The 15,189-nt window shown below is 62.4% G+C and carries 16 protein-coding genes and 1 tRNA gene; 3 read left to right on the top strand and 14 right to left on the bottom strand.

What is annotated here, in order from left to right; genetic code table 11:
* Window positions 1-47: 47 nt before the first annotated feature.
* From ACR65N_RS11260 to ACR65N_RS11240, 5 genes are all read right to left on the bottom strand, one after another.
* On the bottom strand, window positions 48-1,406 hold the full coding sequence (locus ACR65N_RS11260) for an FAD-dependent monooxygenase (RefSeq protein ID WP_440457074.1): 1,359 nt from the start codon (window positions 1,404-1,406) through the stop codon (window positions 48-50).
* 100 nt (window positions 1,407-1,506) lie between these two features.
* Window positions 1,507-2,622 (bottom strand): nucleotidyltransferase family protein, encoded by a 1,116-nt coding sequence (locus tag ACR65N_RS11255; protein WP_440457073.1) that lies wholly within the window; start codon window positions 2,620-2,622, stop codon window positions 1,507-1,509.
* Window positions 2,623-2,632: 10 nt separating this feature from the next.
* Complete coding sequence (locus tag ACR65N_RS11250; RefSeq protein WP_440457072.1) at window positions 2,633-3,052, bottom strand: hypothetical protein; 420 nt, start codon at window positions 3,050-3,052, stop codon at window positions 2,633-2,635.
* A gap of 129 nt (window positions 3,053-3,181) precedes the next feature.
* Window positions 3,182-3,463 (bottom strand): hypothetical protein, encoded by a 282-nt coding sequence (locus ACR65N_RS11245; RefSeq protein ID WP_430303900.1) that lies wholly within the window; start codon window positions 3,461-3,463, stop codon window positions 3,182-3,184.
* 178 nt (window positions 3,464-3,641) lie between these two features.
* The gene (locus tag ACR65N_RS11240) at window positions 3,642-4,052 is read right to left on the bottom strand and encodes a DUF6894 family protein (RefSeq protein WP_440457071.1); all 411 of its coding nucleotides are present in this window, start codon (window positions 4,050-4,052) and stop codon (window positions 3,642-3,644) included.
* Window positions 4,053-4,180: 128 nt separating this feature from the next.
* Between ACR65N_RS11240 and ACR65N_RS11235 the strand changes: the two genes are divergently transcribed.
* Window positions 4,181-4,432 carry a CrpP-related protein gene (locus ACR65N_RS11235; RefSeq protein ID WP_440457070.1) on the top strand — a complete coding sequence of 84 codons (252 nt, stop codon included), beginning with the start codon at window positions 4,181-4,183 and terminating at the stop codon, window positions 4,430-4,432.
* A 341-nt stretch (window positions 4,433-4,773) separates the two neighbouring features.
* Here ACR65N_RS11235 and tig read toward each other — a convergent pair whose 3' ends face one another.
* Together tig and ACR65N_RS11225 are read right to left on the bottom strand one after the other, a co-directional pair.
* Window positions 4,774-6,270: a trigger factor gene (tig, locus tag ACR65N_RS11230; protein WP_440457069.1), complete on the bottom strand. Its 1,497-nt coding sequence runs from the start codon at window positions 6,268-6,270 to the stop codon at window positions 4,774-4,776.
* 159 nt (window positions 6,271-6,429) lie between these two features.
* A tRNA-Leu gene (locus ACR65N_RS11225) sits at window positions 6,430-6,514 on the bottom strand.
* A gap of 692 nt (window positions 6,515-7,206) precedes the next feature.
* Between ACR65N_RS11225 and ACR65N_RS11220 the strand changes: the two genes are divergently transcribed.
* Both ACR65N_RS11220 and ACR65N_RS11215 read left to right on the top strand, forming a co-directional pair.
* Window positions 7,207-7,353: a DUF1127 domain-containing protein gene (locus ACR65N_RS11220; protein WP_430303905.1), complete on the top strand. Its 147-nt coding sequence runs from the start codon at window positions 7,207-7,209 to the stop codon at window positions 7,351-7,353.
* A 260-nt stretch (window positions 7,354-7,613) separates the two neighbouring features.
* Window positions 7,614-7,757, top strand: coding sequence for a DUF1127 domain-containing protein (locus ACR65N_RS11215; protein ID WP_430303906.1), 144 nt, complete (start codon window positions 7,614-7,616; stop codon window positions 7,755-7,757).
* A 130-nt stretch (window positions 7,758-7,887) separates the two neighbouring features.
* Here the strand turns inward: ACR65N_RS11215 and ACR65N_RS11210 are convergent, their stop codons facing one another.
* The 7 genes from ACR65N_RS11210 to ACR65N_RS11180 all read right to left on the bottom strand — a co-directional run bounded on the left by ACR65N_RS11210 (window position 7,888) and on the right by ACR65N_RS11180 (window position 15,188).
* Entirely contained in the window at window positions 7,888-8,826 is a 939-nt protein-coding gene (locus ACR65N_RS11210; RefSeq protein ID WP_440457068.1) for an NAD(P)H-dependent flavin oxidoreductase, read from the bottom strand.
* Between the two features lie 175 nt (window positions 8,827-9,001).
* Window positions 9,002-9,220: a hypothetical protein gene (locus tag ACR65N_RS11205; protein WP_430303908.1), complete on the bottom strand. Its 219-nt coding sequence runs from the start codon at window positions 9,218-9,220 to the stop codon at window positions 9,002-9,004.
* A 349-nt stretch (window positions 9,221-9,569) separates the two neighbouring features.
* The gene (locus tag ACR65N_RS11200; RefSeq protein ID WP_440457067.1) at window positions 9,570-10,487 is read right to left on the bottom strand and encodes a PhzF family phenazine biosynthesis protein; all 918 of its coding nucleotides are present in this window, start codon (window positions 10,485-10,487) and stop codon (window positions 9,570-9,572) included.
* An 88-nt stretch (window positions 10,488-10,575) separates the two neighbouring features.
* Window positions 10,576-11,319, bottom strand: coding sequence for an NUDIX hydrolase (locus tag ACR65N_RS11195; RefSeq protein WP_440457066.1), 744 nt, complete (start codon window positions 11,317-11,319; stop codon window positions 10,576-10,578).
* Window positions 11,316-12,425 (bottom strand): endonuclease/exonuclease/phosphatase family protein, encoded by a 1,110-nt coding sequence (locus tag ACR65N_RS11190; RefSeq protein ID WP_440457065.1) that lies wholly within the window; start codon window positions 12,423-12,425, stop codon window positions 11,316-11,318. Before ACR65N_RS11190 ends, ACR65N_RS11195 begins: the two co-directional genes overlap by 4 nt.
* A 49-nt stretch (window positions 12,426-12,474) precedes the next feature.
* Window positions 12,475-13,506, bottom strand: coding sequence for an ABC transporter ATP-binding protein (locus ACR65N_RS11185; protein WP_440457064.1), 1,032 nt, complete (start codon window positions 13,504-13,506; stop codon window positions 12,475-12,477).
* Window positions 13,494-15,188, bottom strand: a complete 1,695-nt coding sequence (locus tag ACR65N_RS11180) for an ABC transporter permease (protein ID WP_440457063.1) — start codon at window positions 15,186-15,188, stop codon at window positions 13,494-13,496. Before ACR65N_RS11180 ends, ACR65N_RS11185 begins: the two co-directional genes overlap by 13 nt.
* Window position 15,189 lies beyond the last annotated feature (1 nt).

The following is a 15,189-nucleotide window of genomic DNA, read 5'->3' as shown; positions in this document are numbered from 1 at the left end:
CCACGTCCCTGACGGCATATCTGATTGTCGATGAAGTGCATCAGCCCCTATTGGGCGGCGACCGGCTGCCATTGCTCCTCGGCGGATGGCAGGACTTCGTGGCCGAGCGCTGCCGCAATGGCTGCACCCACATAGGCGCCGCTGACCAGCGCCGGAACCAGCCCCCGGAACCGGCCGACCACATCGCCGCAGAACCAAATCCGTCCGTCGCCGGCAGAGAGACCGTTATCGACAGCCGGGAAGGCCCCGACGCCCTCGATCGCCGGGAACAGGCAGACCGTCTGTGGCGACAGCATGTCGGGGAAGCGGCCGATCAGCATCCGCAGGCTTTCCGCGAGCATCTCGTAGAGTTCCGGATGAAGCTTGCCGGCGATGTCGCCGCGGCGGAAACCACCCTGTGGATACCAGGGCCTGCCGTGCGGATCGGGATCGCCGTCCGGCATCGGCAGTCCCAGGAACTCGGGCAGCGGCTGCCAGACTGCCGGTGCCTCCTCGCCCAGCTCCTTCTGCATGGCATCCCAGATCCGCCGGCCGGTCTCGAACCGCTGGCCTGTGAAGCGCGCCAGGAGGCCGAAATTGCAGTAGCGACTGGGCGGGCCATCGGAACGCCCGGACAGCGCCGCGACGTCGCCATAAGGGATCATCCAGACCTCGCCGTTGCGGCAGGTGCAGAACGTGCGCACCTCCGTCTCCAGCGCGTCGAGGATGAACTTGACGTCGGGACGCTTGACGCGAGACAGGAAGCCGATGCCATCGGGATGCTCAAGGCGGATGCCGAATTCCAGCCGCAGGTCGGTCATTGCCATCGGCGACGACAGCATTCCGGCGAGCGCTTGCGGTCCGAAGCGGCCGGTCGCCAGCGCGAGGTGGCTGAACTGCTCCTCGCGGACCTTTCCATCCAATCCGACAGACCTGACGCCGAACCCGTCCGCGGTCTCGTCGATGTGCTCGACGCGCGTATCGCAGCGGATCTGCTCCTCGAAGTCGCGGATCATCCTGCCGATCAAAGCGCGGCGCTGGATGAGCGATCCGTAGGTGGAGAGATAGGCCTTGGCGATCATCGGCGCGTCGGCTGCGACAAATCCGTGTCTGGCATCCGGGGAGAGCGGTGGTGCCTCGATGCCGGCCTCCGTCAACTGCCGCTCGATCGAGCTATAGGCCTCTCCCAGCCGCACACGATCGGCGAGTGTGTAGAGGTGGGTGCCGGACGGATAGAAGCTGAACTTGCCGTCCGAAAACAGGCCGGCGCCGCCGATGCCGGCACCGAGATGGCCCGCCTGCTCGTGTTGCCGCTCCATGAGTGCCTTGCCGGCCTCGAACAGGACGAAATCGATCCCGGCTTCGGCCAATACCTGGCCCGTGGCCAGACCCGCAGGCCCACCTCCGATGATTGCTACGCGTTGCATGCTCTCTCCCCCCGGAATTTGTGAACATCGCTGGGCCCCATCCATCCGGGCAGCAAAGATGGCTGCCGGTCAGAACACGTGCTGGATGTCGTGACTTGGTTCAGGCAAGCTCGATGTCGGTGACGACGGTTCGCGACAGGAGCTTTGGCAGGATGTCGCCGAAATCGGCGGGATCCGGCTGGCGTGTCGGATCCGGAAGCAGAAGCACCAGGACCTGCATCGGGATCGGCGCGTCGAACAACCGCCGAACCTGCTCAAGCACGTAGAAGATCGCCGCCGAGAAGCGATACTTCGAGGCGATGGCGAGAAGCTGCGGCCAGTCGATCTCCGACCCGTGCAGCCGTAGCAGTGCATCGATATCGCCGAGCATCTGCAGCTTCAGCGTGCCGTGCTGGAATGCCTCGTAATAGACCCGCGCGGCGCTGAACCAGAGAGCGGTGGTCAAGGACTGGCTCGGCACCTCCCGCCCCAGAACACGCCGCCGGCCAGTGCCGCGCCAGACATCCGCCTCGTCCATCCCCTCGCCGAGACTGAAATGCACGTCAATGAACACCGGCATGCGAACCGTCCCGTCGTCCTTGACGAATGACTTGATCTGTCGCATCCGCCATTCCGGGGCGATCAGGCTGACGTCGAGCGCCGGCCGGATTTCTTCGACCTTGGTGACCGAATGAAGCGCATATTTATGCTCCATGGTCTTCGGCGTGATCTTGCGGAACATGTGCGTGAACACTCCGTCCGCCGGATTGAACACGCCGTGCTGGTAGCCGAGGGCGTAGAGCTCGCGCTGGACGCGTCGCACGTCTGCCGCCCGTACCATCAGATCGATGTCCTGCATCGGCCGCAGAGCCGGGTCCGGGTAGAGAAGTGCCGACATCATCGGCCCCTTGAACAGGTAGTGATCGATGTCTGCCCCACGGAAATGCGCGAGCAGTTCGCCGAGTTGCTTGAACTGTACCTCGCTGCGTGCCCGCGATAGCTGCGACCAGGCCGTCATGTAGGCGATCACCCACTGCGGAACGGCGTAGCCGAGGTCCAGTCGGCGAAGATGATGGAGGCAGACCGGAAGCGTCTGATAGCTCTCGGCACGCCAAAGAATGAAGGACCAGTCGGGCTCCTCCGCGACGATGCGCATGAGACGCTGGTCGTCGGCGCCCGACAGGTAGGGTCTGCAGGTCAGGAGGAGAAACGTCTCCTCACGGGAAAGCTGAACCATGCCATCCTCCTCACGGATTGGCGGCCTTGACGACCGCCTTCTTGGCGCGCATCGCGTCATCCCCGTCGGCTGCGATCAGCGGAGCACCCGCCGGTCCGCGTGCCGACATCGGCAGCATGTTCTGGTACCGATCCAACTGCCGCTCGAAGTCGTCGAGGTCGCGGTCGAACCCCTGACCGAAGATATCCTCGAGCGAGGTTTCCTCCCGTTCTGCGCCGTTCCCGGAAGGCTGCTGCATCAGCCGCACCGCCTGCGAGGCAAGCAGGCTGTAAGGGAACAACCGCGTCACGCTGCCGGCGGAGCCGGGCTCATTGGTCACTTGCGCGGCGATGTCCTGCATGATCGGAAGCGCCAGCTTGCCAGCCAGCGTGATGACGAACTTGCCATCGTTTTCCTCGACCGAATATCCAAAAAGCAAAGCGTCGTTCATCATGACCTCCCTCAGACAGTCGCTTTCTTTATCGCGCGCAGCGCCCCGGCGGGGACGTCGCCACATTGGCTGCGCCACCTGCACGCGGGGCTACGGCTTCGATTGCCCCGCGCCGGAATGATCGAGGCTTCAGGCCGCGCGGTGAACTGCGAACGACCGGCGGCGGATGCTCTTGCCCTGCTTGAACAGCCGGATCTCCTGTCGGGCCAGCGCCAAAGCGCTGCGACCGGCCTTCACCATGCTCCAGTACTTCTTGCGGTTCCGGCTCGCCTTGTAGCGCTTGGCGAGCGCGAAGCAGTTCTTGGCGAGCTGCATGTGCCGGCCGGCCGGAGAGGCAGCCAAACCGCTGCGCGGCTTACTTGCCGAACCGGCCCGCGCCACCTGCAGAAAGGGATTCTTGGAATACACCATTTGCGTTCCTCCTGATTGACAAGACAACCGTAGAACGTATTAGCACATAGGTCAATTCAAAAGTGCATTCCTGTAAATAACGTCTCATGATTGTATGCATAGGTGCCGATTGATGGCTGGCAGAGCCCGCCATCGAAGGTTCGGTACGTCGTGATGGGATTGGAATAACAAGGAAGGCTTAGTCGGCGCCATCGCCGCCGGAGCTGCTATTGCCTAACCATTCCGCGACAAACGACAGGCTGCTCACAAAAATCGGGCAGCCCTCAGCGTCGAGGACCTCAAGAAAGACGAGAAGGCGGTCCCTTCCCGGCAGTTCGTCGCGGGCAACATCTGACAGCAGTCGACCGGCCTCCACCAGCACGTCGACAGGCGAGGCCAAATCGACGGCGACGACATCACTGGTCCATCCGTCGTCGCTGCGCAGATTGAAGTGGTATCGCGTCATGCCATCACCTTGACTGAATACGATGAAGTCATTCGATGGCGAATTGGTTCCTGGAATTCGCGACTGAAGCAGACCATCGGGTCCGCTTTCGCAACCTTTGGGATGTGGAATGGTTAGAGCGGCACGCGCCGACACCTGCTTCACTAAGCGACTGATTCTTCAAGCTTCTCTATTATGACGAATATTTGCTATTTCGCGTCCGTACTGCCGTCGATCGCCTTGCGACCACGCCGACATGTCAGTATTACGCCCTCCTCTATAAGGATCGGCGCATGGAAATTGAGTCTCTGTTGGATTGTCAGGAACGCGGTGCCAACGCCCGTATTCTCGGCGTGCCGGCACACGAGAACCCATATTTTTCGAGCGACGCCGCCCTCCTGAGCGAAGAGGAACGACGCCTGCTGCGTGAAGCCTGGGCATTCGGCTGGATTATCGAGGACTCGGTGCGCCAGAACGAGACCGGCGTTTACGCCTTCTTAAGGGCAGAAGCAGCTTCGGTGGCTTCGCACCGGGGCCGGCCTTGAGCCACTCGAAAGCCGCAGGCTAACGTGCAGCCAGCCGGCATGACGCCGGTCAGGGGCTCGCGGACCCCCGGCTCTGCAGAGAGTTGGTGAGCCCCGCCTTTGCGGGCGGCCGCGGAACAGACGTTCGATGTCGACAGGCGAGCCAGCCGTCGGAACGGGCTGCGCAGGGCAGCCGACCTTTCAGCCGTCTTCGGGTGCGTCGCGCCTCCTCTCCCATCCCACTCCCCCTGGAGCCCAGCCAGAGACGTCCACACAGCAGAGGCTGGCGTCTTCGCCCCCCAATCATGCAAAAACCCCCGGCATTGCTGCCGAGGGTTCTGATCATGAGTGAAGGTTCGCGCTTACTCGGCGTCGCCTTCGGCAGCCTTCTTCTTGGCCGGAGCCTTCTTCTTCGGAGCGGCAGCTTCTTCGCCTTCGGCAGCTTCGGATGCTTCCGCCTTGGCGGCCTTCTTCTTCGGAGCAGCCTTCTTCTTTTCGGCCTTGGCACCGTCTTCGGCACCATCTTCGTCTTCGGCCATCAGCTCTTCCTTCGTCACCGTCTTGTCGGTAACGTCGATTTCCGACAACAACTGGTCAACGACCTTCTCTTCGAAGATCGGTGCACGCAGCGAAGCGGAAGCGCCGGGGGTGTTGCGGAAGAAGTCGAGGATTTCCTTCTGCTGGCCCGGGAACTGCTGCAACTGGGCGTACAGCGCACGCTGCATTTCGTCCTCGGTCACTTCGACGCCGGCCTTTTCGCCGATCTCGGAGAGCACCAGGCCAAGGCGAACGCGACGCTCGGCGAGCTTGCGGTATTCCTCGCGAGCGTCCTCTTCCGTCGTGTCTTCGTCGGCAAAAGTCTTGCCCGACTGCTCGAGATCCGTGTTGATCTGGCGCCAGATGTTGTCGAACTCGGCATCGACGAGGCCAGCCGGGGTCTCGAACTTGTACATTTCGTCGAGCTGGTCGAGGATCTGACGCTTGACCTTCTGACGCGTCACGTTGCCGTACTGGCTTTCGATCTGGCCGCGAACGATTTCCTTCAGCTTGTCGAGCGACTCGAGACCGAGCTTCGAAGCAAGCTCGTCGTTGAGCTCGACTTCTGCCGGAGCAGCGACTTCCTTGACGGTGATGTCGAAGGTGGCTTCCTTGCCCGAAAGGTTGGCAGCCGGATAGTCAGCCGGGAAGGTCACGGTGATGGTCTTCTCGTCGCCAGCCTTGACGCCGACGAGCTGGTCTTCGAAGCCGGGGATGAAGCGGTTCGAGCCGATCACCAGTTCTGCGTCTTCAGCAGCACCGCCGTCGAACGCTTCGCCGTCCACCTTGCCCAGATAGTTCATGGTAACGCGATCACCGGAAGCGGCCTCGCCATCCTTCGTTTCGAAGGTGCGGGCGCTATCGGCAATCTTGAGGATCTGCTCGTTGACTTCGTCTTCGGAAACTTCAACGACTTCGCGGGTGACCTTGATGCCGCTGGTCGGCTGCAGTTCGATCGGCGGGATGACTTCGTAGGTCAGCGTGAATTCGAAATCGGCCTGAGCGTTGAGGATCTTCTCGGCTTCGGCTTCGTCTTCGGTCATCGCGATGGTCGGCTGTGTCGCCGACTTTTCGCCGCGTTCCGAAAGGATGGCGCTCGGGCGATCACGAACGATTTCGTTGACCAGCTCGGCCATGATCGACTTGCCGTACATCTTCTTCAGATGCGCGACCGGCACCTTGCCCGGACGGAAACCATTGATGCGAACCTTGTCCTTGGCATCAGCCAGGCGTTCGTTCATCTGCTGTTCCATGTCCTTGGCCGGGATAACGACCTTGATTTCGCGCTTCAGCCCTTCAGCGAGCGTTTCGATAACCTGCATAAGTCATACCTTCATATCATGCGGCGGTGCTCAGACAGCCGTGGTTTCCGTGAGCACGACGCCGGAACGTGTTGCCGGTCGTGGCCTCGATGCAATCTCGTGCGCTGGGTCTTTGCGGCCACCGGCCGATTTCGGCCTTCGACGACAGACTCCTAGACCTGGTGCGGGTAGAGAGACTTGAACTCCCACGCCTTGCGGCACCAGAACCTAAATCTGGCGTGTCTACCAATTTCACCATACCCGCGCCGCAAACCGCGACGAAAATCCTCGCGCAGAGGCCTTCCGGAGCGCGCGTCTCTATAACAACCGTTTTTTCCGTACGCAAAGGAAAAATGACAGGTCGGGCCGCCTATCCCAAGGGCGAAGCTGCAGTGCCTTACCTGATAATGCCGCGTGTGATGAACCTTGGCCAATGCCGGGATCTTAATGCTCCGGTAACCAGTTCGGAATAGGATTGAGCATCTGCAGATAAGACATGCGCCTGATGAATGGCTCGCATTCGATTATTGCCCCGCAAAATAGGCGGCAGTCAGTCTATCTCATCAAGATAACGCAGATTGATTTCTGCGGCGACATTCGGAGCGCCGCGCTCCTCCTCCCAGCGGGACTCCGATCGACCGGCAACCCTCCTCCTCCCAAGCGCTGGTCACTGAGATGACGCCCACCGGACATACTCCCCCGGTGGGCGTCGTTCTTGCGCGTCCATGTAGCCGGACGACCCGCAGCCGGAGCGTCCAAGCATCCGCCCACGCCAGTCCGCACATTTATTCACCAGCTGGCCACAGGGGCGGATCAAGCAATGCATTTCTCGCATGGGTGGCATACGGGATGGGCGCTGTTCATCGGCGCAGGGCTGATTATATTGGCATTCAATCGATTGAGAGACGGCAACACACCCCGTGAACGGCTCTCGCAACCATCAAGAGGAATTGACCAATGAACATCGCTCGCTCGCTCACCAACTGGCGCAAGTACCGTCAGACCGTTTCGGAACTCGGCCGCATGTCGGACCGCGAACTTCACGATCTGGGTATCGGCCGCTCTGAAATTCGCCGCATCGCCCGTACGGCCGTCGGCATCTGATACGACGTCGTCCTGCGGCTTCTGCCGCTTGCAAAACGCCCTCCCGATCGCGGAGGGCGTTTTTTTATGTCCGCGTTTCCGGCGTTCATCCTCTGCGCCTAGTTTCTGATCCACGGCTACAAATGCGGCAATCCATTGCACATTTGCATGGCAGTCGCTTATTTTTTGCACTGCAAGATATTGAGCTTTGCGCCTATATAGGTGCATCGCCAGTGACAAGACCGTCACCCGGCGCGAGACAAGCTCAAGGAAACATCACCATGAACCCGATTCGCCTCGCAAAGAGCTGGATCAGCTACCGTCGCACGATGAACGAGCTGGGCAGCCTGTCCAGTCAGGCCCTGAACGACATCGGCCTGACCCGCTACGACATCCGCACGATCGCATCCCGCTCGTTCCGCTAAAAGACGCATACCGCCATCGGCGCGCCAGAACGCAGCCAGTGGTACGGTAGACGTTAAATGCATGGCCCCCAAGCTTGCTCGGGGGCTTTTTGCTGTCCAGCGTTTCGCAAGGCCAGCGGTGTCTCGGCCGCTAGGACAGAAACCGGTCTTCGGCTCCCGCCGACAGCGCTGCGCGGTACTCGCGGATCAGTCGGGCGCACAGTTCTGCCGCTGAAGGAATGTCGTCGATCGCTGCAACGCCCTGCCCGGCTGACCACACGCTTTTCCAGGCCTTCGCCTCATGGCCGAGATCCATCGGTCCGCTGGCGACGAGATTATCCGGATCTAGCCCCGCAGCCACGATGCTCTGGCGCAGAAAGTTCGCGTTCACGCCGGAAATAGCCGGCGTGTAGACGACGTCACCGGCACGGGCTTCCATCGTCATCTGTTTCTGCTCCTGGCTCGCCATCGATTCCTGCGTCACCAGGAACCGCGTGCCGAGATAGGCCAGGTCGGCGCCCATCAGGCGCGCGGCAGCCACCTGCGCCCCGGTGCTGATTGCGCCGGACAACAGGATCGTTCCATCGAAGAACGAGCGGATCTCAGGAATGAAGGCGAACGGGCTCAGCGTCCCGGCATGACCGCCGGCTCCGGCGCAGACCGCAACGATGCCGTCGACCCCTGCTTCCACGGCCTTCTCCGCATGGCGCCTGCTGATCACGTCATGGAAGACGACGCCGCCGTAGGAATGAACCGCCTTCACGACGTCCGGCACGGCGCCGAGAGACGTGATCACCAGCGGCACCTTGTGGTCGACCACGGCCTTCAGGTCCGCCTCGATGCGGGGATTGGAGCGGTGAACAATGAGGTTGACGCCGCATGGCGCAGCGTCGGGCACGCCTGCCAACCGTCCCTCGATCTCCGCCAGCCAGTCGACGAAACCTTCCGTCCGTCGCTGGTTGAGCGCCGGAAAAGTGCCGACGACACCGGCGCGGCAGGTCTCGACGACAAGATCGGGGCCCGACGCCAAGAACATAGGCGCCGCGACGGCAGGGATACGCAGGTTCTTGAACGACGGTGGTAGCGGCATGGATCCTCCCCAGGATGACGTGCCGCAAGGCGGCAGCACTCCACCGATATAAACCGCAGTTTACGTAAACGGCAAGGCGCCGCTGGGTCTGCTGCTGTGTCTCTCAGACAAGAACGGCGCGGACCGAGATCCGCGCCGTAGACATAATTCCGGAAGTCTTCCGAGGGTGCGGAGATCAGTGACCGCGTGCAGCCGCTACCATTTCGCGCAGCAGATCCTCGCGGCGGACGCCCTGCCGGTAAAGCTCGATGGTGATGGCTGCGAGACGATTGGTCTCCTCCGCGTCGTCATCCGGGCAGATTTCCAAGCGCAGACGCTCGAAGACCTGCTGGCACTTCGCCAGGTCCTCCGAGTTCAGCGGATCCTGGCTGGGTCTCGTCTCGCTCCTGATCATCAGGTTACTCCTAAAGCATGCAATTTCGACGGATCGCCGCGGCGGCCACACGGGTGGCGCTACGCTTGAACAGAGCAGCGATCATCTTTTTTCTGGAGGTGAACACTCGCCTCCGACGGCGATTTCAGCGCCTCGTCGGTTTGGCAGCGGGATGTCGGTTCAACGCAGGCGGCACATCAACGGGATCGATCCGGTCGATCAATTGCGGCTGGATCAACCGGGGAAAATTCGGCTGGTTCCAGCATCATCAAGGTGCACTCGAAACACGTCTGCATCGTCCTTCTCCGCTCGGCTCCCAATAACGCCGACCTCGGATCCAGGTTCCCATCGGCCGAAAAAATATCCGGAATCAGAGATGGATCTCGCCGGTCGCTGTCTTCAGAGACTGCCCCCCAATGCGCGCCCGCGCAATGGCACCGTCCTTCACATCTATGTGCAGATGAATGAAGGAGGGACGTCCCATCTCGACGCCCTGCTCGATCAGGACAGGATGATGGCCGTCGGGGAGCCCATCGAAATGCCGGATTGCGCCGGACAGAGCAGCGGCTGCCGCTCCCGTTGCCGGATCCTCCGCTATTCCCATGTCCGGCGAGAACATCCGGGTGTGGAATTTAGCCGCATGGTGCACCCCGCCACGGCAATAGAGGTAGGCCGAGGCCATGCGACCCTCGACGAACGGCGCCGCCTTCTCCCAGAGGCCGGGGTCAAACTCGACCGACTGGGCAACCGCCAGATTGTGCAGCGGCAACATCAGAAACGGCACCCCGGCACTCCAGATCGACGGCACGTGATTTTCGAAGGCGAGATCGGCAACCTTCACGCTGAGCGCGTCGGCAAGTCCCTGACGGTCGAGATTGAGCTCGATCCGGGAGGGAGTGCGCGGTAGGTCAAACTCGGCGAAGCTTGCAGCCTCCGCCGACAGGCGAACGGCGCAGCGAACCGGCCCGACCTTTTCCTCCAAAACGCAGACAAGGTCGAAATCCGGGCGCTGCTCGGCATGATTGAGTTCACAGAGCGCTATCGCCGCGCCGACGGTCGGATGTCCCGCAAACGGCAGCTCGCGCATCGGCGTAAAGATCCGCAACCGCCCCGCATGTGCCGGATTGGCGGCACTGCAGATGAACACCGTCTCCGAGAGATTCATCTCGCGTGCCAGGGCCTGCATCGTTTCGTCAGACAAAGCGTCTGCATCGAAGATCACGGCCAGCGGATTACCCGCCAGCCGGCGATCGGTGAAGACGTCATAAATGGCGTAGCGAAGACCCAAGGAAACCTCCCGATGCGATACTCTTTCATGGCTGCCGGAACCGGCAGCCGGCCGTTCGCGCCCAAACTGCCCGAGACGACCTCTTCCTTCAACCCGCAATGTCTCGCGGGTTGCCGAAAACGAAGGGCAGCACGATGCGCGTCAGACCGTCGTAATCGAAGGCCTGCGGATCGGCATCGCGAATCGCGTAGACGGCGTCGATCTCAGGGTTGGGGTCCGTTTGCATATGCGTTTCGACACGCCGACACATCTCTTGCGCCGTCATCGGGAAACGGAACAGCCTGAAAGCATAGTGACGACGGTTGAAGGCGGTGGCGTAGAGTTGCGGATCGGCGACCGCCTCGGCAACGGAAAGACCGGTCTCCTCAAGCAGTTCCCGCGCCATGCTGCCCAGCGTATCCACCTGGCCGCCCGGCATCACATCCGAGCGGTCGAGCGAACCTGCAGCGAAGTAGACCTTGCCGGCATTGGCCGTATGCCGGGCCATACGGATGACGATCAACGCGCCGTCGCTGGACATGGGCACGGCGCTGGCGACGAAGATGCCACCGCTCACCGGCTGCCGCTGCTTGAGCCACCACAGCAGCGTTGCGAAGTCCGAGAGCCTTGCCCGAGCATGAACAACGCCGTTCTCCAGCCGCACCTCGTCCTGCAGCAGCACGTCGCCATTGAACAGCGCCGGGTTGGCCGTCGTTTCGAGCGACCAGTTCCGGGCAATGGCATCGGCTTCTGCAATCTGGAACGGATGCTGCCCGTCGTGAAGGCGCATGTCGACGCGGTCGATCGGCACGACGCTCCGTTCGCCCGGCCAGACGATCCTGTCCGAACTCATGGAAGCTCCAGCGAAACGACCACCGGGCAGTGATCAGAAGCCTTGGGCCGATCCCAGCCAACGCGCGGGAAACGCTCCACCTGCTGGCCAGCGGGCATGACGGTCCGGTACGGCTGCCCCTGGCGAATGATCTCCGGGAAGACGTCCGGATTATGCCGCGCCAGCGCCTGCGACAGGAAGATGTAGTCGAGCTGGCAGAGATGCTGTTCCTCCGGCCCCCGGGAGTGAAAGAGTGTCCAACGATCCATCTCCGGCCTGCGCCTGACGATATTGTCGGCAAAGCCGTCGCGGGTGAAGATGTCGAGCGCGCTCATCTCCTCGCGCACCGGCTCGAAGGCATAGCCGGAGAACTGGTCGCCGGTGACCTTCAGGCGCTCCTGATAGTCGTTCATGTCGCCGCAGATGACGAAGCTTGCCGTGCCGGCACCGTCGGTGCCGAAGCGCCGCTCGATGATGTGCCGAACGGCCCTGACCTCCGCCTCGCGCACCGGCATGCTGGCAAAGCGGCCGTCGGTATCGTCGCGCGACTGGGTCATCGACTTGAGATGCAGGACGTAGATGGTCAGCGGCTTGTTGCCGATCCGCACGTCGACCTCCAGGCAGTCGCGGCGGAAGACGCGATCGTCGGGCTTGTTGGTCAGGCCGATCTGCGGCGTGAACAGCCCAAGCTGCTCATAAGTGAGCGCGGCGTGACTGCGCACTTCCACCAGTTGGATCGGCTGTCCGTCACGGGTCTTGTCGCGCATCATCAGCGCCACGTCGATGCCGCGCGTGTCGTTGCCTTCGACGAGAACCTTCTGGCGATAGCCGACACCCATCATACGGCTCAGATAGGCGCGCTCGAAACTGTTGAGCGCCGCCATGTCGTCGACTTCCTGCAGGCAGAGGATGTCAGCACCCGTCGCAGCGATCGCCAGCGCCGATAGCTGGCGGGTATCGTCCGTCTCCGAGATCAGCCGCGCCTGTTCGAGATCGCGGTAGAGTTCCTTGTCGCTGACGCCGAACATCCGCACGACCCGGTCCTGCCGATTTTCGTGACGAAAGCCCGAAAAATCAAAGCGGGCCATCAGGTTTTCGATGTTGAAGGTGGCAATGCGGAGGGGCATGGATGGCTTTCACGGTTACGGCGCAGAAGAATAGCGTCGCGGCGAAGGACTACAACCTCCATGCCGAGCGGATCACCACCCGAACATGATCGCCAGGGCTTGCGGACCTGCGGGTGAAGGCGCGGAGCCCCTGCCCGTCGGCGAGCTTCAAGCCGAGCGCGTAACGCTCTCCCTCAAAGACAACGGTCTCGACCACCGCGTCCAGCCCCTCGCCGGAGATCACCACGTCCTGCGGTCGAACCAGCACATCGGCGAGCGGCATGTCCGGGGATGGCCGCAGGCCATGCAGGCCCCTCACCTGCGTCCAGTCGGCCTGGCGCGATGCTTCCCAAGGCCAGGCCAGGCTTAAGATGGAGCCCTGCCCGATCAGCCCGCCAACCAACTTTCCCTCAGGCCGCGCGTAGATCTCTTCCGGCGGCGCTGCCTGCAGCAGCCGTCCTTCCGACATTACCGCGACATCGGTGGCAAGTGCCATGGCTTCGGCCTGGTCGTGCGTCACGTAGATCATCGTCGCGCCGGACCGGCGGTGGAATTCGCGAAATGTTTCTTCCATCTCCTGGCGAAGATGCCGGTCGAGGTTGGCGAGCGGTTCGTCGAGCAGCACGACATCCGGTTCGGTGACCAGGCATCGGGCGAGCGCCACGCGCTGCCGCTGGCCACCCGACAGATCCGCAGGCCGGCGTTCGGCGAATTCTTCGAGCCGCACCGATGCCAAGGCATCTCGCACGATCCGGCGGCGCTTCTCGCCGCCGATGCCGCGCACCTTGAGCGGATAGCCGACATTTTCGGCAACGCTCATGTGCGGCCATAGCGCATAGGACTGGAAGACCATCGCCATGTTGCGCCGCTCGGGCGGAACACTGGTTGCGGCATCCGCCAGCAGGCGCTCGCCGAGCAGGATCGCACCGTCAGTCGGCTGCTCGAAGCCGGCAATCATCCGCAACACGGTCGTCTTGCCACAGCCCGAGGGGCCGAGCAGTGCCAGAAATCCACCTTCGCGAATGGTCAGCGAGACGTTGGAGACGGCCGACCGACCCGTGCCGAAATCCTTCGACAGATGGTTGAGGGTCAGCTTCGCCATGGCACCACTCCCTTGGGAAGCCTGCCGGAGAGCAGTTCCAGCAGCCCCATCATCGCCAGCACCAGAACGACGACCAGCACCGACAATGCCGACGCCAGATTAAAACTGCCGCTGTCGTCGAGATTGTAGATCGCGACGCCGAGCGTCTGCGTGCCCGCCGACCATAGAAGAGCCGATACCGTCAGTTCGTTGCAGGCGATCAGGAATACCAGCACCACCGAGGCACCCGCCGCCGGCGCCACCAGCGGCACGAGAATGTCGCGCATCCGTCGCCCGAAGCCTGCGCCGGCCAGCCGCGCCGCCTCCTCGAGTGATGGATCGAGCTGCCGGAAGGCGCTGGCAATCGGTCTCAGGCTGACCGCGAGAAAGCTCGACAGGTAGGCAAACAGCAGGATCCAGATCGTCCCGTAGATTGAAACGCCGATCACCGGCAACGGTGCGGCAAACAGCAGGATGCAGGCGACCGCAAGAACGATCCCGGGGAGCGCGTAAGGGATATCGGCCAATGTTCCGATCACCGCCGCCACCCGACGATTGCTGCGTGCCACGACATATCCCATCAGCACCGTGACCAGGAGGAGACCAAGTGCGGTCGAAAGAGACAGGAACAGCGAGTTGCGGAATGCCGAACGGATGGCCGTCTGGCGCAGAAGAACTTCCTCGTAAGCATGCAGGGTCGCGGTCTTCAGGGTGAGCGGCACCCCATAGGCGGGCGCCAGTGAACCGGCGACGAGTGCCGAAAACGGCAGGATGAGAATGATGATCATCAGCAACCACAGCAGGAGCTCGGCGACCACGCGATATCCGTTGAGCTGGAAAACCTGGCTGCGTCCGCTGAGACCGATGATGCGGTAGTCGCGGCCCTTCAGGACACGTTCCTCGACCAGCAGGCCGGCAAGCGACAGCAGCGCGATGACGCCGGAAAGCATCGATATGTCGGCGAACGTGTTGGTCCCGAAGCTGGCGAACTTCGCATAGATCAGTGTCGGCAGCGTATATATCCCGGCCGGAATGCCGAGGATGGCTGCAATGCCGAAATTGCCGACATTCGAGACGAAGGCCATCGCAGCTCCGGCGGCAAAGCCCGGCAGTGCCAGCGGCAGGATGATGTCGCGAAGCACCTGGTACGGTGAGGCGCCGGACAGTCGCGCCGCCTCGATGCCATCGCGCGGTAGGGCCAGCAGCCCCGCCCGCAGCGCCAGATAGACGAGCGGCGCGCTTTGCACGCCCAGCAGAAGCGCAAGGCCACTGAGCGAGTAGAGGGGTTGCGGGCTACCAAGCGGCGGCGCCATGCCGACCGCCTTCAAAAGCGTGCTGGAGGGGCCGGTCAAGCCGAGCCAAGACAGAGCCGTCACCTGCGGCGGGATCATCATCGGCAGCATGAACAGGAAGCCCAGAAGCGTGCGGCCGCGGATGTCGAACAGGGTCAGCAGCAGCCCGAACAGGCCGCCGAGCAACACCGAGACCAACATGCCGAGAAACGAGCTGGCCAGCGTGTTCCAGGTCGCCTTCCACAGCGCCGGGTCGGAGATCAGGTCGTCGCCGCCGCCACGCAGAAGCGACAGGATCCCCGTTGAGGCAAGCCGGCCAAGCGGCAGGACGCTGAGGCAGAAGAGAACGATGAGCACAAAAGGAAACAGCCAGCGCGGCTGGCTGCTTCCGTGACGGGTGGATGTCGGCATG

The sequence above is a fragment of the Rhizobium sp. SAFR-030 genome, assembly GCF_059415005.1.
Note: the sequence above shows the minus strand (reverse complement) of the source record. Positions and strands in the feature narration are given on the sequence as shown.

Coding starts and splice junctions, on each gene's coding strand:
- ACR65N_RS11220 (WP_430303905.1), top strand. CDS start 7,207: ATGAACATCGCTCGCTCGCTCACCAACTGGCGCAAGTACCGTCAGACC.
- ACR65N_RS11255 (WP_440457073.1), bottom strand. CDS start 2,622: ATGGTTCAGCTTTCCCGTGAGGAGACGTTTCTCCTCCTGACCTGCAGA.
- ACR65N_RS11205 (WP_430303908.1), bottom strand. CDS start 9,220: ATGATCAGGAGCGAGACGAGACCCAGCCAGGATCCGCTGAACTCGGAG.
- ACR65N_RS11260 (WP_440457074.1), bottom strand. CDS start 1,406: ATGCAACGCGTAGCAATCATCGGAGGTGGGCCTGCGGGTCTGGCCACG.
- ACR65N_RS11235 (WP_440457070.1), top strand. CDS start 4,181: ATGGAAATTGAGTCTCTGTTGGATTGTCAGGAACGCGGTGCCAACGCC.
- ACR65N_RS11195 (WP_440457066.1), bottom strand. CDS start 11,319: ATGAGTTCGGACAGGATCGTCTGGCCGGGCGAACGGAGCGTCGTGCCG.
- ACR65N_RS11180 (WP_440457063.1), bottom strand. CDS start 15,188: ATGCCGACATCCACCCGTCACGGAAGCAGCCAGCCGCGCTGGCTGTTT.
- ACR65N_RS11245 (WP_430303900.1), bottom strand. CDS start 3,463: ATGGTGTATTCCAAGAATCCCTTTCTGCAGGTGGCGCGGGCCGGTTCG.
- ACR65N_RS11250 (WP_440457072.1), bottom strand. CDS start 3,052: ATGAACGACGCTTTGCTTTTTGGATATTCGGTCGAGGAAAACGATGGC.
- tig (WP_440457069.1), bottom strand. CDS start 6,270: ATGCAGGTTATCGAAACGCTCGCTGAAGGGCTGAAGCGCGAAATCAAG.
- ACR65N_RS11210 (WP_440457068.1), bottom strand. CDS start 8,826: ATGCCGCTACCACCGTCGTTCAAGAACCTGCGTATCCCTGCCGTCGCG.
- ACR65N_RS11215 (WP_430303906.1), top strand. CDS start 7,614: ATGAACCCGATTCGCCTCGCAAAGAGCTGGATCAGCTACCGTCGCACG.
- ACR65N_RS11190 (WP_440457065.1), bottom strand. CDS start 12,425: ATGCCCCTCCGCATTGCCACCTTCAACATCGAAAACCTGATGGCCCGC.
- ACR65N_RS11185 (WP_440457064.1), bottom strand. CDS start 13,506: ATGGCGAAGCTGACCCTCAACCATCTGTCGAAGGATTTCGGCACGGGT.